At 72.4% G+C, this 24,873-nt stretch carries 20 protein-coding genes and 2 pseudogenes; 4 read left to right on the forward strand and 18 right to left on the reverse strand.

Features of this window, described 5'->3' with window-relative positions; translation table 11 throughout:
* Positions 1-22 precede the first annotated feature (22 nt).
* Both AC07FY_RS20385 and AC07FY_RS20390 read left to right on the forward strand, forming a co-directional pair.
* On the forward strand, positions 23-1,360 hold the full coding sequence (locus AC07FY_RS20385) for a class I SAM-dependent RNA methyltransferase (protein ID WP_479008099.1): 1,338 nt from the start codon (positions 23-25) through the stop codon (positions 1,358-1,360).
* 343 nt (positions 1,361-1,703) lie between these two features.
* Positions 1,704-2,108, forward strand: a pseudogene (locus tag AC07FY_RS20390) (DUF4158 domain-containing protein); the annotation flags it as partial.
* A 133-nt stretch (positions 2,109-2,241) separates the two neighbouring features.
* On the opposite strand, the gene AC07FY_RS20395 reads toward AC07FY_RS20390, so the two are convergent.
* Together AC07FY_RS20395 and AC07FY_RS20400 are read right to left on the reverse strand one after the other, a co-directional pair.
* Positions 2,242-2,793, reverse strand: a complete 552-nt coding sequence (locus AC07FY_RS20395; RefSeq protein ID WP_479008101.1) for an EF-hand domain-containing protein — start codon at positions 2,791-2,793, stop codon at positions 2,242-2,244.
* Positions 2,794-2,926: 133 nt separating this feature from the next.
* Positions 2,927-5,236 carry a molybdopterin-dependent oxidoreductase gene (locus AC07FY_RS20400; protein ID WP_479008103.1) on the reverse strand — a complete coding sequence of 770 codons (2,310 nt, stop codon included), beginning with the start codon at positions 5,234-5,236 and terminating at the stop codon, positions 2,927-2,929.
* 454 nt (positions 5,237-5,690) lie between these two features.
* Between AC07FY_RS20400 and AC07FY_RS20405 the strand changes: the two genes are divergently transcribed.
* On the forward strand, positions 5,691-7,367 hold the full coding sequence (locus tag AC07FY_RS20405; RefSeq protein WP_479008105.1) for an SWIM zinc finger family protein: 1,677 nt from the start codon (positions 5,691-5,693) through the stop codon (positions 7,365-7,367).
* A 174-nt stretch (positions 7,368-7,541) separates the two neighbouring features.
* Here the strand turns inward: AC07FY_RS20405 and AC07FY_RS20410 are convergent.
* From AC07FY_RS20410 to AC07FY_RS20480, 15 genes and pseudogenes are all read right to left on the reverse strand, one after another.
* A pseudogene (locus AC07FY_RS20410) lies at positions 7,542-8,385 on the reverse strand (Imm49 family immunity protein).
* A 211-nt stretch (positions 8,386-8,596) separates the two neighbouring features.
* Positions 8,597-11,413: a fumarate reductase/succinate dehydrogenase flavoprotein subunit gene (locus AC07FY_RS20415; protein ID WP_479008107.1), complete on the reverse strand. Its 2,817-nt coding sequence runs from the start codon at positions 11,411-11,413 to the stop codon at positions 8,597-8,599.
* A 22-nt stretch (positions 11,414-11,435) separates the two neighbouring features.
* Positions 11,436-12,194 carry an ABC transporter ATP-binding protein gene (locus AC07FY_RS20420; protein ID WP_479008109.1) on the reverse strand — a complete coding sequence of 253 codons (759 nt, stop codon included), beginning with the start codon at positions 12,192-12,194 and terminating at the stop codon, positions 11,436-11,438.
* Complete coding sequence (locus tag AC07FY_RS20425) at positions 12,191-13,081, reverse strand: ABC transporter permease (RefSeq protein WP_479008111.1); 891 nt, start codon at positions 13,079-13,081, stop codon at positions 12,191-12,193. The genes AC07FY_RS20420 and AC07FY_RS20425 overlap by 4 nt, the downstream gene beginning before the upstream one ends.
* Positions 13,078-14,427, reverse strand: coding sequence for an ABC transporter substrate-binding protein (locus AC07FY_RS20430; RefSeq protein ID WP_479008113.1), 1,350 nt, complete (start codon positions 14,425-14,427; stop codon positions 13,078-13,080). The genes AC07FY_RS20425 and AC07FY_RS20430 overlap by 4 nt, the downstream gene beginning before the upstream one ends.
* A gap of 14 nt (positions 14,428-14,441) precedes the next feature.
* On the reverse strand, positions 14,442-14,669 hold the full coding sequence (locus AC07FY_RS20435) for a 4Fe-4S dicluster domain-containing protein (RefSeq protein WP_125741086.1): 228 nt from the start codon (positions 14,667-14,669) through the stop codon (positions 14,442-14,444).
* A 112-nt stretch (positions 14,670-14,781) separates the two neighbouring features.
* Positions 14,782-15,549, reverse strand: coding sequence for a GntR family transcriptional regulator (locus AC07FY_RS20440; RefSeq protein WP_479008115.1), 768 nt, complete (start codon positions 15,547-15,549; stop codon positions 14,782-14,784).
* A gap of 183 nt (positions 15,550-15,732) precedes the next feature.
* Entirely contained in the window at positions 15,733-16,605 is an 873-nt protein-coding gene (locus AC07FY_RS20445; protein WP_479008348.1) for a glycosyltransferase family 2 protein, read from the reverse strand.
* A 304-nt stretch (positions 16,606-16,909) separates the two neighbouring features.
* Positions 16,910-17,161: a hypothetical protein gene (locus tag AC07FY_RS20450; RefSeq protein ID WP_479008117.1), complete on the reverse strand. Its 252-nt coding sequence runs from the start codon at positions 17,159-17,161 to the stop codon at positions 16,910-16,912.
* 14 nt (positions 17,162-17,175) lie between these two features.
* Positions 17,176-17,445, reverse strand: a complete 270-nt coding sequence (locus AC07FY_RS20455; RefSeq protein ID WP_479008119.1) for a hypothetical protein — start codon at positions 17,443-17,445, stop codon at positions 17,176-17,178.
* A gap of 245 nt (positions 17,446-17,690) precedes the next feature.
* On the reverse strand, positions 17,691-18,884 hold the full coding sequence (locus AC07FY_RS20460; RefSeq protein ID WP_479008120.1) for a cytochrome P450 family protein: 1,194 nt from the start codon (positions 18,882-18,884) through the stop codon (positions 17,691-17,693).
* Positions 18,881-20,071: an MAB_1171c family putative transporter gene (locus AC07FY_RS20465; RefSeq protein ID WP_479008122.1), complete on the reverse strand. Its 1,191-nt coding sequence runs from the start codon at positions 20,069-20,071 to the stop codon at positions 18,881-18,883. The genes AC07FY_RS20460 and AC07FY_RS20465 overlap by 4 nt, the downstream gene beginning before the upstream one ends.
* Positions 20,068-20,595 carry a regulator component gene (locus AC07FY_RS20470; protein WP_479008124.1) on the reverse strand — a complete coding sequence of 176 codons (528 nt, stop codon included), beginning with the start codon at positions 20,593-20,595 and terminating at the stop codon, positions 20,068-20,070. Before AC07FY_RS20470 ends, AC07FY_RS20465 begins: the two co-directional genes overlap by 4 nt.
* A gap of 334 nt (positions 20,596-20,929) precedes the next feature.
* A complete protein-coding gene (locus AC07FY_RS20475) occupies positions 20,930-21,385 on the reverse strand; it encodes a helix-turn-helix domain-containing protein (RefSeq protein WP_479008125.1) in 456 nt (151 codons plus the stop codon).
* 656 nt (positions 21,386-22,041) lie between these two features.
* Positions 22,042-22,497: an Lrp/AsnC family transcriptional regulator gene (locus tag AC07FY_RS20480; protein ID WP_479008126.1), complete on the reverse strand. Its 456-nt coding sequence runs from the start codon at positions 22,495-22,497 to the stop codon at positions 22,042-22,044.
* Between the two features lie 124 nt (positions 22,498-22,621).
* Between AC07FY_RS20480 and AC07FY_RS20485 the strand changes: the two genes are divergently transcribed.
* Positions 22,622-23,623 carry an asparaginase gene (locus AC07FY_RS20485; RefSeq protein WP_479008127.1) on the forward strand — a complete coding sequence of 334 codons (1,002 nt, stop codon included), beginning with the start codon at positions 22,622-22,624 and terminating at the stop codon, positions 23,621-23,623.
* 261 nt (positions 23,624-23,884) lie between these two features.
* On the opposite strand, the gene meaB is transcribed toward AC07FY_RS20485, so the two are convergent.
* Positions 23,885-24,868 (reverse strand): methylmalonyl Co-A mutase-associated GTPase MeaB, encoded by a 984-nt coding sequence (gene meaB / locus AC07FY_RS20490; RefSeq protein WP_479008128.1) that lies wholly within the window; start codon positions 24,866-24,868, stop codon positions 23,885-23,887.
* Between the last annotated feature and the right edge of the window lie 5 nt (positions 24,869-24,873).

The following is a 24,873-nucleotide window of genomic DNA, read 5'->3' on the forward strand; positions in this document are numbered from 1 at the left end:
AGGTTTTTGGAGTCTCCCCACCATGACGAGCGCCGAGCAGAACGAGAAGCAGTCACTGGTCGGGGAGGAGTACGAGGTCGAGGTCGGCCCCGTCGCGCACGGCGGGCACTGCATCGCCCGGACCGAGGACGGCCGCGTCCTGTTCGTCCGCCACACGCTCCCCGGCGAGCGGGTCGTCGCACGCGTCACCGAGGGCGAGAGCGACTCCCGCTTCCTGCGCGCCGACGCCATCACGGTGCTCGACGCCTCCAAGGACCGCGTCGAGGCCCCCTGCCCGTACGCCGGTCCCGGAAAGTGCGGCGGCTGCGACTGGCAGCACGCCAAGCCGGGCGCCCAGCGCCGCCTCAAGGGCGACGTCATCGCCGAGCAGCTCAAGCGGCTCGCCGGGCTCACCCCGGAGGAGGCCGGCTGGGACGGCACGGTCATGCCGGCCGAGGGCGACAAGGTGCCGGCCGGGCAGGTGCCGCAGTGGCGCACCCGCGTGCAGTACGCGATCGACGAGGACGGCCGGACGGGCCTGCGCAAGCACCGCTCGCACTCCGTGCAGCTGATCGACCACTGCATGATCGCGGCACCGGGCGTCTCGGAACTCGGCATCGAGCAGCAGGACTGGCCGCAGATGGCCTCGGTGGAGGCCATCGCCGCCTCCGGCTCGAGCGACCGCCAGGTGGTCCTGACCCCGCGTCCCGGCGGCCGTCTGCCGCTCGTGGAGCTCGACAAGCCGGTGTCGGTCCTGCGCGTCGAGGAGAAGGACGGCGGGGTCCACCGCGTCCACGGCCGCCCCTTCGTCCGCGAGCGCGCGGACGGCCGCACCTACCGCGTCGGCATGGGCGGCTTCTGGCAGGTCCACCCCCAGGCCGCGGACACCCTGATCAAGGCCGTCATGCAGGGCCTCATGCCCCGCAAGGGCGAGATGGCCCTCGACCTCTACTGCGGCGTCGGCATCTTCGCGGGCGCCCTGGCCGAACGCCTCGGCGAGACGGGCGCGGTCCTCGGCATCGAGTCGACGAAGCGCGCCGTCGAGGACGCCCGGCACAACCTGGCCGAGTTCCCCCGCGTCCGCGTCGAACAGGGCAAGGTCGAGCAGATTCTCCCCAAGACCGGCATCACGGAGTGCGACCTGGTCGTCCTGGACCCGCCCCGCGCGGGCGCCGGCAAGCAGACGGTCCGCCACATCGCCGGCCTCTCGGCCCGCCGCATCGCGTACGTGGCCTGCGACCCGGCAGCCCTGGCCCGAGACCTGGCCTACTTCGCCGAAGCCGGCTACAAGCCCCGCACCCTCCGCGCCTTCGACCTCTTCCCGATGACGCACCACGTGGAGTGCGTGGCGATCCTGGAGCCGGTGTCAAAGGGGGTCTGAACTGACGCTGACGTCGTTTGACCTGGCATTGCGCCGGGCCTTTGCGGGATGTTGGGGGAGTTCCGGTTGCCGGCGCCACGGGTGGCTGTCCGCCGTTTCAACGCTCGTTGGACGCTCGTTCCGACCGGCCGTCACTCCAGGTCTGACCGCTCCAGGGCGAGCGCCGGCCGCCCGACACCGTGTCGGCGCGGCCGCGGTTGCGTATGCCGACAGAAGTGGCTGAGCGGACGCGCAGGCCGGGCTTCCCAGCGGCAGCGGCGGACGCGAAGGTCCGCCCGCCGGGTGTCCGGTGGGCGCGGGGGTCAGGGGCACGCGGCGCGGGCAGCAGGTTCTGCGCGTCCCGTGCGTGAAGCGGTTCACCGAGCGCACGCCGACGGCGTACGAGCGAGCGTGGGAGATCCGGGACGCCCACGCGTACCACGAGTACGAGGAGTGGTCGCGGCGGTTCCATACGTTCCTGCAGGGGCGGGCGTGGACGCACGCCCAGGACCGGTGTCGCTGTTCGACCAGTCGGTGGGCTGGTTGCGCCGTCACCGGCTACTGCTGCCTGAGGTATGCGTGCTTGCCCGGAGGCGCGGAAGGCTGCGGAGCAGCGGCCGCACGCCACGGTCGCGGGGCCGCGCGGCGGACGGACCCGGCGTTGCCCGGCGACTTGGTGGCGACGCCGAAGACGCCGGAGGGGTCGCGGTGCTCGGAGTTGGAGCGGTCGCACCGGTCGCCGACGCGGCGCACCGCGTTCGCCCGCGCTGGACGGGCGCCGCCCGGGTGCGCGGCGACGAGTCGGCCGCCGGCCGACGGGGCGCGCCAGGGGCTGCCTGGCCTGGGGCCTCGACGCCGACCGCCCACACAGCAAGTGGTGTGGGCGGCCGGATTCGGGGCTGTCAGGCGGCGACCCTGCCGAAGAGGTGGTTGGCAGGAGCATCCGGGTCGTTGCCGTAGAAGAACTCGGTGAGAACCTGGTGGAATTCGGCGCGGTCCAGCCCACCGGAGCCGTCCCTGTCCAGAGCGGCGAAGACCGTGGCGCAGTCCTCGCCGGGCACACCGGCGACCGAGTCGAACATCTGCTGGAACTCGGCCTGGTCGATCTTGCCGTCTGCATTGAGGTCGACGAGGTCGAAGAAGCAGTCGGTGACCGGCGCGATCTGCTGCGGATAGAGGGCGGGGTCGGTCAGGACGCTCCTGAAGCCTTCGGTCATCTCCCGCAGATCGACCTTCCCGTCACCGTCCTGGTCCATCGGGGCGATCACATTCGTCCAGAACCCGTCCATTCCCTCGATGAGTCGGCGGGCGGTCGCGGAGTCCGGTGCGGTGTCTCGGGCGGCGAGGTAGCGCTCGCTCATCGCGCGGACGTCCTGCTGGGTGATGAACCCGTCGCCGTCGACGTCGGCGCCCCTGAACCACTGGCCGTACTTGAGGTCTTGAAGTGCAGTCACGGTTGCGCACAGTATTCATTTGATTACGCAATTGCAAAACGGGAGGTGGCGCCTCTGGCGGCCGGCGGCGACCCGCTGCGCACTGACGGCGGCGGACTCGAACAACTGCCCGCAGAGGCGGGCAGCTTGCGTGTCAGCGTTCGAGGTGTGGTGGTGTGAAGGCGAGCACGTCCGGAAGGGGGTCGTCGTAGAGCTCGACGTCGACGAGCGCGCTGTGGGCGCTCGGTCCCTGGGACAGTCGCGAGCACCCTCGGTCGGCCGTGAGGGTGTTCGGATTGCCGTGGCGGTCCAAAGTGCCGCTCCGGCCTGGCTGGGCCGGGTCCCACCATGCTCCGGTGGACAGTTGGATGACGCCGGGCATGACATCGTCTGACAGGACTGCGCCCGCCAGGCAGCTGCCGCGGTCGTTGTGGATGCGGACGATCACGCCGTTCTCGATGCCGCGGGACGCGGCGTCCAGCGGATTGATCGTCACGGGCTCACGGCCACGGATCTTCGACTTGAGGCTGTGACCGCCGTTGTCGTACTGGCTGTGCAGACGTGAGGCGGGCTGATTCGAGATCAAGTGCAGCGGGAATCGGTCCGACAGGTCGGCACGGAGCCACTCCACTGGTTCGAACCACGCCGGATGCCCGGCGCAGTCGTCGTAGCCGAACGAGTTGACCTCCTCGGAGAAGATCTCGATCCGGCCCGACGGGGTCGTCAGGGGAAAACGCTGCGGATCTGCGCGGAGCGCCTCGAAGCTGCCGGGGAACGGGCCGCGGAGCGCCGGCAGTTCAGCCGTGGAGCTTCGCCAGAAGTCGTCGAAACTCGGCAAGGCCGCGCCGTCGCCGAGGTCGGTCCTCGTCTGCTCGTAGAGGTGCCGGACCCATTCGATCTCGGAGCGTGACTGCGTGAACTCGCTCTCGTATCCGAGCCGGGAGGCCAGGGCGGTGAAGATGTGGTGGTCGGTGCGTGCCTCGCCCGCCGGCTCACGGACTTTCGGCATCGCGACGAGGTGGGGGTCGGAGAATCCGGCGGCGAAGTCGTCGCGCTCCAGGCTGGTGGCGACGGGAAGGACGATGTCGGCGAACTTGGCCGTGGTGTTCCACCAGGCTTCGTGAACCACCACCGTGTCAGGGGTCTGCCAGGCGCGGGACAAGCGGTGGAGATCTTGGTGGTGGTGGAACGGGTTCCCTCCGCACCAGTAGATCAGGCGGAGCTCGGGCAAGGTCAGGCGCTGGCCGTCGTAGTCGATGGTCTTGCCCGGATGCAGCAGGGTGTCGGCGATCCGTGCGACAGGGATGAAATCCGCGACGGGGTTGGGAACCCGGGGAATCGACGCCACGGAGGGCCGGCCGGGGGCGACGCCGGTCGCGTCCATCGTCGCGTAGCCCGCGCCCCAGCCGCAGCCTGGCCGCCCCATCGAGCCCGCCATGGCAGCCAGTACGACCGACATCCAGATCGGCTGTTCGCCGTGGTCCGCCCGTTGTACCGCGTAGTTGACCATGATGAGCGAACGTTGCGTGGACAGGCGGCGGGCCAGCTCCGTGATCGTGTCCCGGCTCATGCCCGTGATCCTCGCTGCCCAGGCAGCATCCTTGGCAACGCCGTCGAATGCGCCGGTCAAGTAGGAGGCGAAGCGGTCGAACCCGACGCAGCAACGGCGAAGGAAGTCCTCGTCGTGCCAGCCGTTGACCAGCATGGTGTGTGCAATGCCGAGCATCGCGGCGGTGTCGGTGTTGGGGATGACGGGCAGCCACTCGGCGTCGAGGAAGCCGGCGGTATCGCTGCGGATGGGGCTGATGTTCACGAACCGCACCCCGGCCGCACGGCACGCTCGCTGGCGGTCCTGCGTCTGGTGCCTGGCCAGTCCGCCGGGGTTGATCTGGCTGTTCTTGAGGGCCAGCCCTCCGAACGCCACCACGAGCTCACAGTTCTCGGCGATCTCGTCCCACATCGGCATCCGGGACTGGTAGCTCCACGGAGATCCGCCGATCACATGGGGGAGGATGACCTCCAAAGCTGCGGTGCTGTACGTGTTGCGAGAGTCGGTGTATCCCCCGCCTAACGCCAGGAACCGGTGGAGTTGCCCCTGCGCATGGTGGAACGCGCCTGCACTCGCCCAGCCGTAGGAGCCGCCGAACACGGCGCTGTCTCCGTGCTGCGAACGCACTCGGCGCAGTTCGTCGCTCACCAGGGTGATCGCGTCGTCCCAGCTCACCTCCATGAAGGCATCCGCGCCCCTGGCCGTGTCGTGGGCGCGCGGCAGGCCGTTCAGCCAGCCCTTGCGCACCGCGGGGCGCAAAACGCGCGCGCTGTCGTCGGCGGCTGTCACCATTCCGGGTCCGATAGGCGAGGGCGCGGGGTCATCGCCCCTCGGCTCGATTCGCACCAGCCGACCGGAATCGACCACCGCGACGAAACTGCCCCAGTGCGTCGCAACCGACATGCGTCGTTCCACGATGCATCGCCTCCGTCTCTGAAGTTCCCCGCTCTAGGACAGCGGCCACTCATGTCACAGTGGCTCGACGTCAGTTGTCGGGCCGCAGGGCACAGACTCCCCCTGCGGCCCGCTGCCCAACCCCGCACGTGCACGACCCTTCCAACGGCCGCACACAAGCGCCGTCCGCGTCGACTCGCCTCAGGGAGCATGCGCCGTCATGGGCCGGCAATACGTCCGAGACACCGGCGGTACGGTTATCCATCCCCACCTGCCGAGATCTCTCCGTCGGCAGCTATGCGCACCCGCCGCCCAGTGCCGGGAGAGCCGACGGCCCTCTTTCAGGACCGCGAAGAACGCAACGGGGGCGGTGCTGAGGAGTAGCGCCGCGCTGATCCCAGGGGTGGTTCGACGGGCGGCCGTTAGGGTGAGGGCCGTGGCAACGGAGCCCGAGCCGGATCGGAGTGCGGGGGTTGTGGGCGGTCTTACGGAAGCGAAGCTGAGGGCGCTGGCCGGGGAGCGTTCGTTCGAGCGCGGGCTCGCTTACGTCGACGCGGTGTCCGGGGTCGAGGTCGGTGACGGCTGGGTCAGGGCCTCGGTACGCGGTACCGAGCGGTATGAGGTGGAGCTACGCCTGGGCGGGCGCAGGACGCCGACGGGCACGTGCGACTGCCCGTATGGCCAGGAGGGCAACTTCTGCAAGCATCTGGTCGCCGTCGGCCTGACCTTGATCGGCCGGGAGGCTGACCTCTCCCGGCAGCGTACGTCGGCCCGGGACAGGGCGCGTGGCCTCGAAGCCTGGCTGGCGGACCTCTCTCGGGAGGATCTGATCGCGCTTGTACGGGAGGAGATGGCCGAGGACCGGCAGCTGCGGCGTCGCCTGGAACTGAGAGCGGCGAGCGCGCGCGGAGATCTGGCCGAGGTCCGCTCCCGCATCCGTGAGCTGCTCGATGTCGGGCCTTTCGCCCGATACGGATACGTCGAGTACGCCGACGCCCGGGCCTACGCCGACCAGGCTGGGCAGGCGGTCACCGTGATCCGGTCACTGACGACCTCCGGCCGGGCGGCCGACGCGATGGCGCTGACCCGGGAGGCGATCGGGTTCCTGGCCTCCGTGGTCGAGAACGTCGATGACTCCGACGGATGGCTCGGGCGCGTAGGTGGCGACCTCGCCGACGCCCACCACGACGCCTGCCGCGCGGCCCGTCCAGACCCGGAGGAACTCGCGCACTGGCTGGTGACGCACGCGCTCGACGACGCGGCCGACCTGACGGAGATCGACCCGCTCCGCTACAAGGACCTGCTCGGCGAGCAAGGAATGGCCGCCTTGCGCCGGTACGCGACCGAAGCATGGAAGGCGAACCGCACAGGCTGGGCCGAGAAGCACCTCATACAGCGCCTGGCGAAGTCGGGGCGGGACATCGACACGGTGATCGCCGTGCACGCCGCCGACCTCGCGCCGAACGGCCACACCCACCTGCTCATCGCCCGAGAGCTCGACACCGCCGGCCGTACCGCCGAGGCCCTGGAATGGGCTGAGCGCGGCATCCGCGAGACCGAGGGCCTCGCTACGGTCGACACCGCCCTCGTCGACCACCTCGCGGACCGCTACGCGCGGACCGACCGGCTCGCCGACGCCGTCACCCTGCGCCGGGACCACTTCACGGCCCGCCGCACCCTGCTCGCCTACCAGCAGCTTCGCGCCGCCGCCGAGGCCGCCGCATGCTGGCCGACCGAGCGCGAGAGAGCACGGACACTTCTCCGCGCCGATGCCGAACGGGCGGGTGCACACGGTGCCCGTGTGCTCGTCGACGTCCTCCTCGACGACAAGGACGTGGATGCCGCCTGGCAGGCAGCTGTCGGGTTCGGCGCCCACGACGGCCAGTGGCTCGCCCTAGCCGACCTCTCCCGGCCGACCCGCCCTGCCGACGCCCTCGGCGTCTACCTCCGCCTCGCCGCCCGCCTCACCCGTGAGACCGGCAACCACGCCTACGAACAGCTCGTCAGCCTGCTCCTGAGCATCCGCGACTGCCACCACCGCCTCGGCACACCGGCCGACTTCACCGCGTACATCCGCGACCTGCGCGCCGCCCAGAAGCGCAAGCGGAACCTGATGCGATTGATGGACGGCCACGGTTTGTCCGGCTCGTGATGAGGACCGTCACGCCGGTCGGCGCCTCCGGGAAGCCGGGACTCCCCCTTGCGGTCCGCACCCACGATTCCGAGGCGGCGCGTACGCCTGTGCGACAGCCAAGGACGGAGGACCACCCTGCCCCACGTCGGACGATGTCCCGGATGTCGGCCCAGGCCCACTTCCGCGGGTGGCCTACTTGGCGGCCCAGCAGTCCACGTTGTTCCGGTTCCCCTCCGCCGCCAGGCGCAGCGCGTCCGGCGATCCCAGCAGACCGTGCGGCAGATACCCGGACCGGACACCGAGTTCCCACGCATGGACCTGGACGGCGAGGCAGGCCAGGGCGAGGGCGCCGAGGGGGAGGAGGGACCGGGGCGCGGGATCACCGGCATCGGCCTCGACGCTCTCCCGGTACGCGACCAGCCGGGCGACGAGGGCGTCCTCGAAGGCGTGCTGGTCGTCGTCGAGGAGTACCCGGAGCAGCCGCTGGTCCGCACTCAGCGCGTCGCCGACCTCGTCGAGCCGCCGGGCAGCCTCCGCGCGCTCCTCGGCGTCCGGCTTGCGCAGCGGAACCGTAGGCCGGTCGCGGGGCAGATGCCCGGCCGCCTCGGTGAGATAGGGGCACAGGGCGTCCATGGCGGCGAGGTCGGCGGGGTCGGAGACGGACGTGTACCGGTTGTAGGGCACGCCGTCACGGATGGCGGGCGCGTAGTCGCCGCGCAGCAGCAGCCCGGTGACCCGCTCCCAGTTCCACACATGCCCACTGACGACACACATCTCGAACATGTCGAGCCAGGTCCGCGCGGTGGGCGTGCACACATTCCGCGGCGGTGACGGCGACCGTGCCGGCCGCCGCGTCGAGCCCCGGCTCCGTCACCGTTCGCGCGGCGACATGGTCGAGCAGCTCGTCCGCCATGGCCCGGATCAGCGTCGGCGAGATGCTGCCGTACCGCAGCGAGTGCCACCGTGTGTAGGCCCGGCCGTCGATGTCGTCGAGCGCCTTGGCCAACCGCTGCTCGCTGACCTGATGGCATGCCACTTTCCGTACGTACCGCGTCCCTTCGTGAACTCCCCGACCGGACGAAGCACGCTATCAACGAGCGCTGACACTCAGCGCCGGCCGCTTCCTCGGCGAGAGTGCCGTTCGCGCGGGCGCGTACACCGTCGGCGCAGTCGAGGCTGGCAAGATCCACATCTGGGCCGCCGGTGATCGCTGGGGCGCGCTTCCTGTGCGGCTCCTCATGCTCCCGTCACGTCGTCGCGCGGGACGCGTAGGCGCGGATGTCGGCGTCGGGGTCGGTGGTGGCCCTGGCGAGGGCGGTGCGGGCTTCGGGGGTGGCGCGGTGGGTGAGGAGGGCCAGGACGGCGGCCTTGCGGACATCCGCGTTCGCGTCGGCCAAGGCCGTGGCGAGGGCGGGGACCGCCGTGGTGGGTGGGGCCGCGCGGAGGGCGGTCGCGGCGCCGGCCCGGACCTGCCACGCGGGGTCGTCCAGCGCCGCCGCGGCCCGCGCTGCGTACTCGGGCGGGCATCCGATGGCGGCCAGCGCGGCCAGGGCGGCGCCGCGGACCAGCGGGTCGGGATCGTCCAGCAGCGGGTCGAGCGGTGCCGGTGCCGGGGCGGGCACGGCTGCGAGTCCGCGGGCCACCGCGACGCGGACCTCGCGGGCCGGGTCGGCGGCGGCCGCTGCCAGTTCCGGCACCGCGTCGACCGAGACCAGCGCACGGACGGCGGTGGTACGCACCTCGATGTCGGTGTCGGCGAGTGCGGCGGCGTACACCCCGGCGTCACCCAGCCGCAGGGTGCGCAGCACGTCGAGCGCGGCGGCCCGGACGGTCGGGTCGGCGACGCCCAGCGACGCCCGTAGGCCGTCGCCCAACTCCGGTTCGGCCGGGAGTACTTCCACGAGTTCGCGCAGCGCGGCCGCGGCAGCGGCCCGGACGCGGGGTGCGGGGTCCTGCAGGCGGGCGGCGAGTGCGGGCCCGGCGCCGGGCGGTACGGTCTCGCCGAGGGCGGCGACCGCGGCCGCCCGTACGCCCGGGTCGGCGTCGGCCAGGTAGGGGCGCAGGGCGTCCAGGTCGGGGGACTCCTCGGCGAGGGAGAGCAGGCGGAGCAGGGCGGGGCCGGGCGCGGCCGTCTCCGGAGCCTCGGCCGGGGCGGGTGCCGGGGCGGGCCCCGCCACGGGTGCGTCCGCCACGGATCCGCCCGCCACCCGTGCGTCCGCCACGGATCCGCCCCCCGCGGGTGCGGCCGGGCGCGCGGCCGGGGCCGTGTCCCGCGGGCCCGCCGTGGCCACCGGCACCAGCGCGACCTCGCCCAGTCGGCGCTCGGGCCCCGGTACCGGCGTGAACTCCGGGACGGGGACCACGTACGGCTCCACGGGCCGTGCGGTGAACTCCATCGCCCCGGAGGGTGCCTTGCGCAGGTCGAGATGGTGCAGCCAGTCCGCGTCCTTCCGCTCCGGGTGGTCCAGCCGTTCGTGGTACAGGCCCCACCTGGACTCGGTGCGGGCCAGCGAGGCCCGGGCGGCCATCTCCGCGCAGTCCCGGATGAAGCTCACCTCGGCGCACCGCATGAGTTCGTGCGGAGTGCGCGCCCCCATCCCGGCGATCTCCTGCGCCATCCGGGTGAACGCCTCCACCGCCAGGGACAGCTTCGCCCCCGTCTTCGGCGGTGCCACGTAGTCGTTGACGAACCGCCGCAGCTTGTACTCCACCTGCGGCTGCGGCGGCCCGTCCGGGTTGCGCAGCGGCCGGTAGACGAGCTCGTGGGCGGTGGCCAGCTGGTCCCGGGGCAGCTCGCCCTCGTAGGCCCGGTACCGTGCGGCGTCCTCGCCGGCCAGGTCACCGAAGACGAACGCGCCGATCATGTAGTTGTGCGGTACGCAGGCCAGGTCTCCGGCCGCGTACAGCCGGGACACGGTGGTGCGGGCGTGCGCGTCGACACGCACCCCGGAGGCGGAGTGGCCTCCGCACAGTCCGATCTCGGAGATGTGCATCTCGATGTCGTGGGTGCGGTAGTCGTGGCCGCGGCCCGCGTGGAACGTGCCGCGGGTGGGCCGCTCGGTCGTGTGCAGGATCGATTCGACGGCGGTGACGGTCTCTTCCGGCAGGTGGCTGAGCTTGAGGTACACCGGGCCCCGGTCGGAGGCGAGTTCGCCGGCGAACTCGGCCATCATCTGCCCCGACCAGTAGTCCGACTCCACGAACCGCTCGCCGTGCCGGTTCACCTGGTAGCCGCCGAACGGGTTCGCGACGTACGCGCAGGCCGGCCCGTTGTAGTCCTTGATCAGCGGGTTGATCTGGAAGCATTCGATCCCGGTGAGCGCGGCCCCCGCGTGGTAGGCCATGGAGTAGCCGTCGCCCGCGTTCGTGGGGTTCTCGTACGTTCCGTACAGGTAGCCCGAGGCCGGCAGCCCGAGCCGGCCGCACGCCCCGGTGGCCAGGATCACCGCGCCCGCCCGGACGGTCACGAACGCGCCGGTGCGCGTGTCGAACCCGGCCGCGCCGATGGCCCGGCCGTCGTCCGGGTGGGTGAGCACCCTGACCGGCATGACCCGGTTCTCGATGCGGATCCGCTCGCGCATCTCCCGGCGCCGCAGCTGCCGGTAGAGGACCTTCTTGACGTCCTTGCCCTCCGGCATCGGCAGCACGTACGACCCGGACCGGTGCACCTGGCGGACCGCGTACTCGCCGTGCTCGTCCTTCTCGAACTTCACCCCGTACGACTCCAGGCGCTGGACCATCGCGAAGCCGCGGGTCGCGGTCTGCCGGACGGTGGACTGGTCGACGATGCCGTCGTTGGCGCGCGTGATCTCGGCGACGTAGTCGTCGGGTTCGGCTCGGCCGGGGACGACCGCGTTGTTGACCCCGTCCATGCCCATGGCGAGCGCGCCGGAGTGCCGCACGTGCGCCTTCTCCAGCAGCAGTACCCGCGCGCCGCGCTCGGCCGCGGTCAGCGCGGCCATGGTGCCGGCCGTCCCGCCGCCGATGACCAGGACGTCGCAGGACAGTTCGGTCGCGTCGGCGAGGGCGGGAATGGTCAGGGGAGCGTCCACCAGGGTGTCCACGGGGGATGCCTTTCGGATCGTTCTAGAAGGATTCCAGGATGCGGCGGCGCAGTTCGACGGTGCCGGGATCGCGCTGCGCGTCGCGGTCGCGCGGGTGCGGTACGTCCAGCACCTGGCCGGTGCCCAGAAGGGCGACCCGGTCTCCGAGGTGCAGGGCCTCGTCCACGTCGTGGGTGACGAAGACGACCGTCGCGCCGGTGCCCCGCAGGATGTCCACCAGCAGGTCCTGCATCTCGGCGCGGGTGTGCGCGTCGAGGGCGCCGAAGGGTTCGTCCATCAGGACGGCGCGGGGCCGGCCGGCCAGGGCGCGGGCCAGCTGGACCCGCTGTCGTTGCCCGCCGGACAGTTGGTGCGGCAGCTTGCGGGCGTGCTCGGCCAGACCGACCCGGTCCAGCCAGTCGGCCGCGGACCACCGCCGCTCGGTCCGGGGGAGCCGGCGGATGGCCAGGGGCAGTTCCACATTGGCGCGGACGGTGCGCCAGGGCAGGAGGGCGTCGTGCTGGAACACCAGCGCCCGGTCGGCGGCGGGCCGGGTGATCGGCTCGTCGTCCTGGGTGACCCGGCCGTCCAGCGGCGGCAGCAGCCCGGCGAGGGTGCGCAGCAAGGTGGACTTCCCACAGCCGGAGGGCCCGACCACCGCGAGCAGTTCGCCCGGCGGGATGCGCAGGCTGACGGTGCCCGGCAGAGCAGCGCCGTCCGGATGGCCGAGCCGTACGTCGTGCAGGGCGAGTGCGGCCCCGGTGGTCGGCGCGGGCGCCGTGGGCAGGATCGTGGGGCTCATGGGACCGGTTCCTTCCGGGGAACGGCGGTGAGGGCGGCGGCGGGGACGGCGCCGGTGCGCGGGCGGGTGCGGGTGGCGGCCCCGCGCGACGCCGGCCGCTTCGCCTGGGCACCACCCCGTGCGGCCGGGCGCGGCAGCCAGGCCGTGGCGCGGCGGCCGAGGAGCTCCACGGCGGTCGAGGTGAGCCATCCGAGGGCCCCGATGGTGGCCATCCCGACGAAGACTCCGGGGTAGTCGACGATGGTGTAGTCCTGCCAGGTGCGGTAACCCACCCCGTACTCGCCCGAGATCATCTCGGCGGAGATCACGCAGATCCACGCGACGCCGATGCCCACCGACAGACCGCCGAAGACGCCGGGCAGGGCGCCGGGCAGCACCACCGAGAACAGCACCCGCAGCCGGCCGCCTCCCATGGTCAGCACGGCCTCTTCCCAGACCGGGGCGAGCGCCCGGACCGCGTGCCGGGTCGACACCACCACCGGGAAGAAGGCGGCGGTGAAGGTGATGAAGACGATGCCCTGCTCGTTCGTCGGCAGGAGCAGGATGGCGACCGGAACCAGGGCGATGGCCGGCACCGGCCGTACCACCTCCACCAGCGGGCCCAGCAGGTCGGCGGCCCACCGCGACCGGGCGATCGCCGTACCGGCCGCCACCCCCAGCACGGCGGCCAACAGGAAGCCCACCACGATCCGGCGGAGGCTGTGGCCCAGGTCCTGCCAGTACGGGCCGGTGCCGAGCCGATCGGTGAAGGCGGAGGCGACCTCGCTCACCGTCGGGAACTGCTCGAACCGCAGCCACAGGTTGACGTCCAGGGATGTCAGCACCTGCCACAGCGCGAGGGCCGCGCCCAGCGAGGCGGCGCGCAGCAGCCAGCGGCCCGCACTCATGACACCAGACCCACGGCGTCCGCGTAGCGGATGATCCGAGACCCGGGATGACCGTCGGCGTACCGCTTGGCACTGGCCGGGGTGACGAAGGCGCGAAGCTCGGCGCCGTCCGCCACCCACACCGCCTTGTCGGCGAACCACGGGGTGCCGGTCAGCGCGTCCGGCACGTACGCGGCCCGCACGTCCGCGCCCTTGGCGGCCTTCAGCAGCTCCTTGGGGCTGTCGAACGTGCGCGTGGTGCTCTGGCCCTTCAGCCACAGTTCGGGCTTGGCGGCGCCCGCCGGCGGGTAGGCCGGCGCCGGCACGGCCCGCTTCAGCGGCGCCGGGTCGACGAACGCGTCCACGTCGACGTCGCCGACCAGCGCGGCGGCCTTCAGTACCGGCACGTCCTCCTTCAGCGCGGCGATCAGCTCCGGGCGGAGCTCCGGGTCGAAGGTGGCGATGCCGTTGGCGCCGTTGTAGAGGTAGACCACTTCCGCCGGCAGCCCGGTCTCCTTGGCGACCGACTCGGCGGCGGCGACCGGCTGCTCGCGCAGGTGGTCGGTGGCCCGTCGCTGCGCCGTGAGGAAGTCGTCGAGGACCCCGGCCCGCTCCCTGGCGAACTTCTCCCGGACCGTGACTCCGTGGAAGGTCGGCAGGTTCAGTTCCGCCCCGTCGTACAGAGCCGTGGCGCGCCCCTCGAAGGCCAGCTGGCCGGGCCAGGCGACGAACTGGGAGAGCGCGTCCGCGCTGCCGGCGGTCAGGGCCGAAGCACCCACGCTCGGCTGCTGGTTCAGCTTCTGGATGCCCTTGTCCGGATCGATGCCGGCCTGCTGGAGGGCCCGGACCAGAGTGCCGTCGGCGGCCGAGCCGACGCTGGTGGAGACCTTCTTCCCGCGCAGGTCGGCCAGCGACCGCAGGGGCGATTGCGGAGCGGTGACCACGGTGTTCAGGCCGCCGCGCAGGTTGTAGCCGGTGACCGCGACCAAGCGGGTCGGCTGGCGCAGTTCCTTGCCGCGGGCCGCGTTGATCAGCAGCGGGAAGTCGCCCATCGAACCGATGTCGATCTTCCCGGCGGTCATCTGGGCGGTGATCGGCGCGCCGGTCGCATAATCCTGCCACTCGACCTTGTAGGTGGTGCCGTCCTTCTTCCCGCGGGCCGCCAGCTCCTCCTCGAAGTAGCCGAGGGAGCGCAGCAGGGTGCCGGCGGTGACGGTGTTGATGGTCTTCGACTGGTAGCCGACCGTGACCGTGACCGTCTTCGGGGCGGCCTTGCCGTCGGCGCCTGCGCCGGCCGCGGCCTCACAGGCGGTGGTCAGCGGCACCAGCAGGGCGAGCAGAACGAGCGGGATTCTGCCGTTGTTCATGGGAGTTCGGCCTTTCACCGGAGCAGGTAGGGCATGTTGACGGTGACCGCGCCGGTGGGGCAGCGGGCCGCGCACGGGCCGCAGTACCAGCACTCGTCCACGTGCATGTACGCCTTGCCGTTGTCCTCGCGGATCGCGAGCGAGTCGAGCGGACACATGTCGACGCAGAGCGTGCAGCCGTCGATGCACTTGGACTCGTCGATGGTCACGGGCACGTCGGCGCGCTGCGGAACAAGGGGCATGGCTGTCTCCAAGGGCCCGGAAGGGCGGGTAACACGAGGAAGGGGGGAGGGCGGAACTCGGGGCTCAGGGGCTCAAGGGCTCAGGAGGCCAGGGGGCCAGGAGGCCAGGGGCTCAAGGGGAGCGGCGGAGCACACCGCTCATGGTGATGCGGTCACCGCGGAACCGGATGAACTCCAGGTCCACCGGCCGGCCGTCGGGCAGATGCGTCAGCCGTTCCAGCATCAGCAGGGCCGCCCCGCGCGGGGCCTGGAGCACCGCGGCGGAGTGCGCGTCGGCGTTGACGGCCTCCAGCGTGATCTCGGCATGGCCCAGCGGGCCACCGGTCAGTGCTTCCAGGAGCCGGAACACGTCCGTGTTCTCGAGGTCGCAGCCGAGCAGTTCGCCGCCCACGTCCATGGGCAGGTAGGACAGGTCGAGCGACAGCGGCAGTCCGCCCAGGCGGCGCAGCCGCTCGATACAGAGGACATCGGTGTGCTCGGGCAGCCCCAGTCGGTGGGCGACCGGGCCCGGGGCGGTCACCGGCCCGACGGTACGGACCTCGTTGGTGACCCGTCCGTGTTCGTGCAGGGTCTCGGCCAGGCCCTGGAGGCGGTCCAGGCCGTGCGGGTACTTCTCGCAGACCACGACGGTGCCGACGCCGGGCTGCCGGTCGATGAGGTGCTCGCCGCGCAGCAGGTCCAGGGCCTGCCGGACGGTGTTGCGGCTGGTTCGGTAGTCGGCGGCGATCGTGTTCTCCAGGGGCAGTACCCCGTGGGGGAAACCGCCCGCCAGGATCTGGTGGCGCAGCAGGTCGGCGAGCTGCCGGGCCTGGTCCGCACGCAGCCGTCGGCGGCGCGCGGCGGCGACCGGGAGGGCGGCGGGAGCGGGTTCGGCTGGCATGGGAGGGAACGTACCGGCAGAGCGATCCCTGTGGTGTTGCCGCAGTATTGCGCCACCTGACGCCCCCTTCATACGGCTCTGACCTGGTGTTTCAGGGGGAACGCGGCAAGATCCGCCACTGGGCCGCCCGCATCGTGGACGACCGGGCGACCACGATCCGAACGCCGGGCGCGCCTCTGCCGATCAGCCCCGCGCTCCGTCCGCGTCCAGGAGGCGGGCGGCCGCCTCGACGGTCGGCGGCAGCGGGCGGCGCGAGCGCAGCGCCGCCGGGAGCCTGGTGAGCACTCCCATGAGCGCCTGGCGGGCTTCCGGATCGCGCGGCGCCTCGGCCGCGAGCCGGCGGGTGTGCTCCACGGCGACGCGCAGCGGGCGGCGCAGCCAGGCGGTGAGGGCGGCGTTGCGGCGCTGGACCGCGGGCCGGCCGGGCCGTACGCCCCCGGTCGGCCGGTGCACGGCCACCACGTCCGGGACGTGGCACACCCCCCATCCGTGCGCGGCCAGGTCGTAGGCGAGCAGGGTCTCCTCGCCGCCGAGGAACAGGATCGGCTGGTAGCCGCCGACTTGGAGGTAGGCGTCCCGTCGGGCTACGGCGGCGCAGGCCAGGAATCCGAGCACCGGTGGCCCGGGCAGATCGGCGGCATGGTCGAGCGGGGAGGCGGCGAGCCGGTCGTTCAGCGGATCGGCGTCGCCATCGGGACCCACACGGATGCCGGCGGCGAGCAAGCCGAGGCGCGCGTGCCGGTCGAGCAGGTCCGCCGCGCGCGCCAGGGATCCCGCCTCCCACCAGGAATCGTCGTCGCTGAACGCCACGTACGGGGTGCGCGCGTGGCGTACGCCCAGATTCCGTCCCGGAGCTCCGAGATTGCGGCCGGCGGCCAGCACGGTGACCTCCGGCCGGAGCCGGGCGACGGCTTCCGAGGTCCCGTCGGCCGACGCGTTGTCGACGACGATCACGGGCGGCCGTTCCGGCAGCGCGGCCAGCCGGTCGAGGGTGTGCAGCAGCTGGTCGCGGCGGTTGTGGGTGATGACGACGACGGTGACGCGGGGATCGAGGATCACGGCTGGGCCACCTCGGGCAGGGTCTACGGGGTGATGCGTGAGGCTTTCACGGGGCCGGGCGGCCGCCTGCGGAGAAACGCCGGTCAGGCCGTCTGGCTCTGCCTGCCTGCCTGCCCGCGCCTGCCCTGCGCCCGCGCCTGCCCCTGCCCGCCCGCCTGCCGACGGGTGCGGCGCCGTCGGCCGCCGGTCCGACGGCTTCGGTCGCCCCGGTCCGGTTCCGCGCCCACGACGACGCGCCTGGCCGCTTCCTAGGCACCCGCCGCGCCTGTGCCACCTGCTCCCAGGTCTGGTGGTGCGCTGATCATGCCCCCAGATGCGTGATCGCGGTCTCCAACCGTGACGCCAAGGCGTCGAGATCCTGGTCGGTCGGGGTGCCGGACGGCAGGGTCGCGGCCAGATCCCGGCCCGAGGCGATTTCGAGGGCCCCGGAGTACGGCTCCGATGCCAGCCGGTCCGAGGGGACGACCTCCGTACGCCCCTCCAGCAGCACGAGCGAGTGGTTCCCGCCGGAAGGATCGAGGAGGGCTCGGACCTGCGCCCGTGTGACTGCCACGGCCCCGTCCCCTCTCACCGGTTCCCGGAGTCGGCGGAATCGGAGTCCGTTCCCGCGGCGTCCTCGGCCTCCCCGGCGTCCTCCTCGGATGTGGCCTCGACCCCGGTCAGCGGCTCCCCGCTGCCGGTTCCGGCCTGGTGGTAACCCTCGCGGGCGCTCGCCGTACCGGGCACGACGCGCTCCTGCGCCTGGCTCTCCGAGCCCGAGTGGGCTCCCGGTTCCTCGCTGCTCCGCGCACGCTGGTATTCGGCCTGCCGCGCGGCGTCCGGTGTGTGCTTGGTCATCTCGGTGTCCTTCTGTCTCGACCACCTCTACGGGCGGCTGCCCGCGCCAGGGCGGCCAAAACAGCGGTCGGCGCCGGACGGGTGGCCCCGTCCCGCGGGGCAGCCGGCAGGCGAAGGGGAGGTCGCCCCCTGCTCCTCTTCGCCGCTGCCCGTGAGCAGGGGCCTGGGTTTCCCCGGGGCGCGTGGTGCCCCGGGGGCGCGGTACGCGGTTCCCGGGCCCGCTACTCGCAGCGTTTCGCCGTGCGTCAGGCCAGGAGGGTGAGCGGGAGGGCTTTCAGGCCGCGGGTCAGGCGGGTGTGGCGCCAGGTCAGGGCGTCCGGGGGGACGGCCAGGCGGGTGTTCGGGTAGCGGGTCAGGAGGGTGCGGAGGGTGATCTCCGCCTCGGCGCGGGCCAGGGGGGCGCCCGGGCAGCGGTGGACGCCGTGGCCGAAGGAGAGGTGGGCGGTGGCGTCGCGGTCGAGGTCCAGGGCGGCCGGGTCGGGGAACCTGGAGGGGTCGCGGTTCGCGGCTCCGGGGGCGATCAGGACCGGGTAGCCGGCCGGGATGTCGATGCCGCCGACGCGCAGGTCCTGCGTGCTGTGGCGGAAGGTGGCCACGCTCACCGGGGAGTCGAAGCGGAGCAGTTCGTCGAGGGCGGCGGGGATCAGGTCCGGGTTCCGGCGCAGGCGGTCGAGGGCGTCGGGGTGGCGGAGCAGGGCCAGGACGGCGTTGCCGATGAAGTGGGTGGTGGTCTCGTGCCCGGCGACCAGGAGGAGCGCGGCCAGGGAGACGGTCTCCTCCCGGTCGAGCCCGCCCTCGCCGCAGTCGCGCAGGAGGGAGTGGAGCGGGCCGTCGCCGGGGTTCGCCCGGGCCGTGTCGATCAGGTCGGTGAGGTAGTCGCCGATGCGGTGCGACGCGGCGTCGATGCGAGCGGTGTCGGTCGCGTCGAAGAGGTCGTGGGACCAGGCGGCGAGGGCGGTGCGGTCGGCTTCCGGTACGCCGAGCAGTTCGCAGACGACGGTGACCGGCAGGGGGATCGCCAGGTCCGCCACCAGGTCGATGTCCGTACCGGGTCGCCACGGGGCCGTGAGGTCCTCGACGACGCGGGTGATGAAGGGGCGCAGCTCCCTGACGCGGCCGGTCGTGAACAGCCGTGTCGCGACCCGCCGGTGGCGGGTGTGCGCGGGCGGGTCGCTGGCCAGCATGTTGCGGGAGATCGCCGGATGCAGGTCGCGGTTCGAGGGCCGGTCGGCGAAGAAGCGGGCCGTGTCCTTGGACAGGCGGGGGTCGGTGAACGCCTCGCGGGCCTCGGAGTGGCCGGTGATCAGGTAGGCGTGGTGGCCGCCGGAGCCGGTGGGGATCCGGCGGACCGGGCAGCCTTCGCGCAGGCGGTCGTAGGTGGGGTAGGGGTCGGCGAAGAACCGCGGGTCGCGCAGCGGGCCCTGCCGGGGGGCGGTCACGAGGCCGCGCCCGCGTTGACCGGTGCCCGGTGCCGCGCGTAGGCGTCCGCCACGAGCAGCAGCCACGCGGTCTCCGCCTGGAGGTCGCCCTTGCGGGAGGCGGTCCCGGTGGCGGGCGGGGCCTCGTCGCCCTCGGGGGTGGCTCCGGCGTGCTTCGCGGCGACGGCCGCGGCGAGGACCGCCGCCTCCACCTCGGCTTCGCCCTCGGGGGTGCCGGCCGTACCGCGGCGGGCGGTCTCGGCGGCCGCGGTGTCGCGTACCGACGCGGGACGGTACCGGCGCAGGGCCAGCACGCAGTCGTTGATCTCGATGACCCGGCGGTGCAGGTGGAAGTCGAGGTCGTGGGTGTCGGCCCCGGTGTCACCCGGGTCGAGCACGACCTCGGGGACCGCCGCGGTGACCTCCCGCCACAGCGGTTCCAGCGCGGTGAACGAGTTCCGCTCCCAGCGACGCCGGCGCAGTTGGCTGAGCGGCCACAGCAGGGCGGGGAGGGTGAGGCCGAGGGTGATGAGGAGCACGGCGACGGCGGGCGCGGTCACGCTGAACGCGCAGCGGAAGGGGGTCAGCGGCGTCGAGCACCGGGCGTGGTCGGGAACGAGCCCCAGCCCGAGGCCGATGGACACCAGCGCGAAGAGCTTGTACGCGGCGTAGGCGAGGGCGAAACCGCAGCCCACGGAAGTGGTGCGCAGGCCCCAGCGCTGGCTTCGGCGGGTCGAGCGCTTGGACTGGGCCCAGGTCTGCAGCAGGAAGTCCTTGGCCGTGTAGCCCAGGAAGGAGATGTAGATCAGTACGTAGCACGCGTACAACACCGGGTTGCGACCGGCGAGTTGTTCGGCGGTGAAGAAGGCGGTCATGCCGGCGACCGAGATTGCGAGGGCGACGACGCGCAACCTGATCTGCCGGTGGGCCCGTTCGCGGTCCAGGTTGAGCTGGAAGAGGAAGGCGAGGACCGAGGTGGCCGCCGTCAGGGTGAAGGTGTTGCTGAGGAGCCGGGCGACGTGGGGAACCACGGATTCGACAGCGCGCTCCACGGCGGGGGCGTAGGAGGCGAAGGCGAGTGCGAACGAGGTCAGCAGCGCCGCCATCGCCCAGGTGCCCGTGGGGCGGTGTCCGCCGCGCCCCCGCACCCAGTAGACGGCGAAGCACAGCAGCACGACGGCCGTGCCCGTGAAGAGGATGTTGATCATTTCCGGTGGCTTTTCTTCCTGTGCGGCTCGGCGAACAGCGCGTCCCAGCTCTCGGCGCCGCTGGCGGGCCGACTCGGCGGGCTTTCGCGTCCCCGGTACATGAGGTGGCGGATCACGCTGGCCATCACCTCGGCCTCGCGCTCGTCCTCGCTGGTGTAGCTGGTCCGGCCGGACATGCGCTGGACGAGGGTCGGGTTGAAGCCGATCGCGCGGAGGGTGTCCTGGTCCAGTTCCAGACTGCCGGGGTGATCGCAGATGATGTGGCTGATCTCGTGGGCGAGGATGTGGTTCTGGTGGAGGGGGGAGGTGGCCTCCTCGTAGAACAACAGGTCGGCGTCCGCGGTCTCCAGGCGGATCCCGCACGGGGCGTCCAGGGCGCCCAGCGTGCTCAGCGGGCGCAGGACGATGGGGCGTCCGCGTCGCTCGGCCACCGCGTCGCGGAGGTCGCGGGTGCTGAAGCGGTGCGGGAGTCCGAGCGCCTCGACGCGTGCCTCACACGCGGCGCGAAGCTGCTCGAAATCCATGTCCTCACCCTGGTGAGCCGGTAGGGGGCCGGTCGGCCGTCGCGGAACGTCTCCACACGTCTCCCCGCAGGCCCGTTGCGCGCGCCCATGCTGACATGTTCGCGACTCCGCTGCGCGGGCGGGGTACGGCCGCGGACGTGTCGTGCCGCCCGGGATGCCGGACCTGTTCCGGGAAATGGCTGATGCCCCCCTGCCGTTGATCGGGCTCAGGGGGGCGTCGAGGGGTGTCGCGGTATCGCGTGTCGCGGGGTGTATCGCGTCGGGGGCGGGTGGGGCGGGTGGGGGGCGCGCCGTGTCGGGGTGGAGAGCGCGGCGCCGCCGTCCGGTGCGCGGCTCAGTCGTCCAGGTTGAGGTCCTGGGTGCTGTCGTCGGTGGTGAGCCCTTCGAGCTTCCGAGCCTGTTCGATCACGGTGGACAGCATCTTCAGGCTGTCGACGCTCAGGCCGTTGGCGCGCAGGGCCACTTTGCGGACGTCCTGGTCCCGCATGGCGGCGATCAGGGCTATCTCCGCTTTCGTACGCTCGGCGGCCGCGCTGTCGACGAAGTAGCCCGCCGGTACGCCGAAGAAGTCGGCGAGCGCCTTGATGGTGTGCCGCGTCGGGTTCCGCTTGGCGCCGGTGCGCAGTTGCTGGATGGCGCTCGCCGTCACCCCGCGGCCCTCTCCGGTGGCGGCCTTGCGGATGCCCTCGGCGACCTCCGCGTAGGTGTAGGGGCCCCGCGAAGGGGGGTGCACCTCGCGGAAGAGGTGGTCCAGGAGTTGGGCGAAGGTGGGCGACTGGTCATCCTCCACGTACACGACCTCCTTGGCGTGATACCGGGCCTCTGCCCACCACAGTGTTTCTCGAGGCCCCTCGGACCGGCAACGGCAACACTTTGGTTGACGCCGGATAGTGACTCTGGTGTACGTTACCAATGCTTCGTCGCCACTGAAGTGTCGAGGTGGCGTCCGCGGCCGGGCCGGGGTCGAGCTTCACGGGGGTGAGCTCGGCCGACGGCCCGGAACTCCGCGGCGGCGCCGGGCGGTTGGGCGGACGCGGCCCGACGCCGACCCGCTCGCGTCGCAGAGCGAAGCGATCGGTGCGGGGTCAGGCACGCGGGACCGGGCGTGGGCGGGAACGCCCGACCAGTGCGGGGCAGGCGCCGGTCACAAGCCGTGCTCCGCCGACGAGTTGGTAGGGGAAACGCGACCAAGAGGTCTCGACCTGACTGTCATGACCGGGCCGAGGAGCGCCGCTGGAATGGGTGGGTGCCTACTCACCAGGTTCATCAGCCGTGGAAAACCCGGGCGTTGTGGAGCGGGGGATGGTTCCTCGCCGCCGTCTGGGCCGCCGGATTCCCTCTGGTATCCACGCTGGAGACCCACCGCTTCGGAAGCCCGCCGGCCGGCGAGCGGCGTCCGCATGCGGCGCTGTGGCTGACTCCTGGTACGGGGCGGGGAATCCCGGCTCAGCGGGCGACCGGGAGGCCCGTGGGTTCCTTGATGCGTTTCATGATGATCTGCGAGTTCACCTCGGTGACCCCGGACAGGGCGGTCAGCTTCTCGATCCACAGACGTTCGTAGGCGCGCAGGTCCGCGACGGCGATGCGCAGCAGGCAGCCGGGGCTGCCGAAGAGGCGGTAGGCCTCGATGACGTCGGGGATGTCCTGGAGGGCGGCCTCGAAGGCCTCGACCGCCTCGCGGTCGCGCCGGACCTCCACCGAGACGAGGACCTCGAAGCCGCGGCCGACCGCCTCGGGGGAGATCACGGCGCGGTAGCCCTGGATCACCCCGTCCTGTTCCAGCTGGCGTACGCGGCGCATGCAGGGGGAGGGGGTCAGGCCGACCCGCTGGGCGAGTTCCTGGTTGCTCAGGCGGCCGTCCGCCTGGAGCTCGCGCAAGATTTCACGGTCGATGGCGTCCATGGCGCAATTATCGCCCAGGGAGTGTTACGGGCGAGGGGAAAGAGGCAATCACATTGCGCGTGCATCTCTCTATCATTGCCTTTTCCGGTTTCAGTACACATGTGCGAGAGAGGTGGCCGCGGCCATGGGGCGGATCGTCGTCATCAGTACCGGCGGAACCATAGCCAGCCGTTGGCAGGGCTCCGGGTTCGCGGCGGACGCCGACGGCAGTGAGGTCATGGCCACCGCGCCGCTGCCCGAGGGCGTCACCGTCGAGGTGGTGGACCTGTTCAGCGTGAACAGCCCGCGGCTCACCACCGCCCACCAGCTCACCCTGCTGCGCACCGTGCACGAGGTGCTCGCCGACCCCGGCGTCGACGGCATCGTCGTCACCCACGGCACGGACACCCTGGAGGAGTCGGCGTTCCTCGTCGACCTGCACCACCACGACGCGCGCTCCGTGGTCTTCACCGGTTCGCAGCGGCCCATGGGCACCGCGGACGGGGACGGGCCGGAGAACCTGTACGACGCGCTGCTCACCGCCGCCACCACGCGCGGGCTGGGTGTGCTGATCGCGTTCGCGGGGCGCGTGCACGCGGCGCGCGGCACCGTGAAGACGCAGGCGGTGGCGCTGGACGCGTTCGCCGACCCCTCGCAGGAACTGCTCGGGAAGATCGGCTTCGGCAAGGTCACCGTGCTGCGCACGCCCCAGCGGCCCGCTCCGCTCGCGCTGCCCGCCATGCCGGAGCTGCCGCCGCGGGTGGACGTGGTGGTGCACCACGCGGACGGGGACGCGGTGCTGCTGAACGCGGCTGTTGCGGCCGGCGCGCGGGGTGTCGTCCTCGTCGGGACGGGTGCGGGCAATGCGACGCCCGAGATCGTGGAGGCGGTGCGGGCGGCTGTCGGGCGCGGGGTGCTGGTCGCGTTGACCACGCGGGTCATGGCGGGGCCCGTCACCGAGATCTACACCCACGGCGGGGCGGTGGACCTCGTGGCGGCGGGTGCGGTGCCGACGGGGACGCTGCGGGCGGGGCAGGCGCGGATCGCCGTGCTGTCGGCGCTGCTCGCCTCCGGCGAGGCCGATGAGCAGGTCCGGATCCTGCGTGAGGTGCTGGGGGCGCCGGGGTCGGTGCTGGTCGGGGCGTAGCCCCCGCCGCCCTGGTGTCCCGGCTGCCCAAGGCTCCGCCCCGCACCCCGAGCCCAGACGCCGGCGGGGCTGGGGCGGGCCTGCCGGTCCGGCGTTGTCTGCGGCGCCGCTGCCGGGGCTCCCGCCCGGACCCCGCGCCTCACACGCCGGCGGGGCTGAAAGCGCCTGCGGACTACCGGCGGGGCGGGATCGGAGCCGGGCAAGACCGGGAGCGGGGCTTGGATCGGCCCGGGCTGGATCGGCTCCGCCCGGCCCGCCGGCTCACTGGGTTCCGAAAGCCGCCAGGATCCGGTCCGCCGCCGACGTCGGTGTGACCGTGCCCGCGCGGACCGACTCCTCCAGGGACGGGGCCAGGGAGCGGACCGCCGGATCGGCGCGCAGGCGGTCCAGGAGTTCGTCGCGGACCATCGACCAGGTCCACTCCACCTGCTGCGCCGCCCGCTTCGCCGCCAGGCGGCCGTTCGCGTCCAGCAGCCGGCGGTGCTGTTCCAGGCTGTTCCAGATCTCGTCGAGGCCGGCCGACTCCCGGGCGCTGCACGTCAGCACCGGCGGGGTCCACGCCGCGTCCGCCGGGTGCATCAGCCGCAGCGCGCCCGACAGTTCGCGTGCCGCGGCCTTCGCGTCGCGCTCGTGCGGCCCGTCCGCCTTGTTCACCGCCAGGACGTCGGCCAGTTCCAGGACGCCCTTCTTGATGCCCTGCAACTGGTCGCCCGTACGGGCCAGGGAGAGCAGGAGGAAGGAGTCGACCATGCCCGCGACCGTGGTCTCGGACTGGCCGACGCCGACCGTCTCGACGAGGACCACGTCGTAGCCCGCCGCCTCCATGACGATCATCGACTCGCGGGTGGCCTTCGCGACCCCGCCCAGCGTCCCCGCGGACGGCGAGGGCCGGACGAACGCCGCCGGGTCCACCGCGAGCCGCTCCATCCGCGTCTTGTCGCCGAGGATGGAGCCGCCCGTGCGCGTGGAGGACGGGTCCACCGCCAGGACCGCGACCCGGTGGCCGAGCCCGGTCAGCATCGTGCCGAACGCGTCGATGAAGGTGGACTTGCCCACCCCCGGCACCCCGCTGATCCCGATGCGGCGCGCCTTGCCCGCGTGCGGCAGCAACTCCGTCAACAACGCCTGCGCCAGCGCCCGGTGGGCGGGCAGGGTGGACTCGACGAGGGTGACCGCCCGCGCGATGAACGCGCGTTTCCCGTCGAGCACGCCCTTCGCGTACGCCTCGATGTCGATCTTCGGCACCGGCG

The organism is Streptomyces sp. NPDC045967 (assembly GCF_056430495.1).

Bases quoted from the DNA above. Each gene is read 5' to 3' on its own strand.
- AC07FY_RS20455 (WP_479008119.1), bottom strand. From the start codon at position 17,445: ATGACCAAGCACACACCGGACGCCGCGCGGCAGGCCGAATACCAGCGT.
- AC07FY_RS20440 (WP_479008115.1), bottom strand. From the start codon at position 15,549: ATGCCAGCCGAACCCGCTCCCGCCGCCCTCCCGGTCGCCGCCGCGCGC.
- AC07FY_RS20470 (WP_479008124.1), bottom strand. From the start codon at position 20,595: ATGGATTTCGAGCAGCTTCGCGCCGCGTGTGAGGCACGCGTCGAGGCG.
- AC07FY_RS20435 (WP_125741086.1), bottom strand. From the start codon at position 14,669: ATGCCCCTTGTTCCGCAGCGCGCCGACGTGCCCGTGACCATCGACGAG.
- AC07FY_RS20425 (WP_479008111.1), bottom strand. From the start codon at position 13,081: ATGAGTGCGGGCCGCTGGCTGCTGCGCGCCGCCTCGCTGGGCGCGGCC.
- AC07FY_RS20385 (WP_479008099.1), top strand. From the start codon at position 23: ATGACGAGCGCCGAGCAGAACGAGAAGCAGTCACTGGTCGGGGAGGAG.
- AC07FY_RS20465 (WP_479008122.1), bottom strand. From the start codon at position 20,071: ATGATCAACATCCTCTTCACGGGCACGGCCGTCGTGCTGCTGTGCTTC.
- AC07FY_RS20485 (WP_479008127.1), top strand. From the start codon at position 22,622: ATGGGGCGGATCGTCGTCATCAGTACCGGCGGAACCATAGCCAGCCGT.
- AC07FY_RS20420 (WP_479008109.1), bottom strand. From the start codon at position 12,194: ATGAGCCCCACGATCCTGCCCACGGCGCCCGCGCCGACCACCGGGGCC.
- AC07FY_RS20480 (WP_479008126.1), bottom strand. From the start codon at position 22,497: ATGGACGCCATCGACCGTGAAATCTTGCGCGAGCTCCAGGCGGACGGC.
- AC07FY_RS20430 (WP_479008113.1), bottom strand. From the start codon at position 14,427: ATGAACAACGGCAGAATCCCGCTCGTTCTGCTCGCCCTGCTGGTGCCG.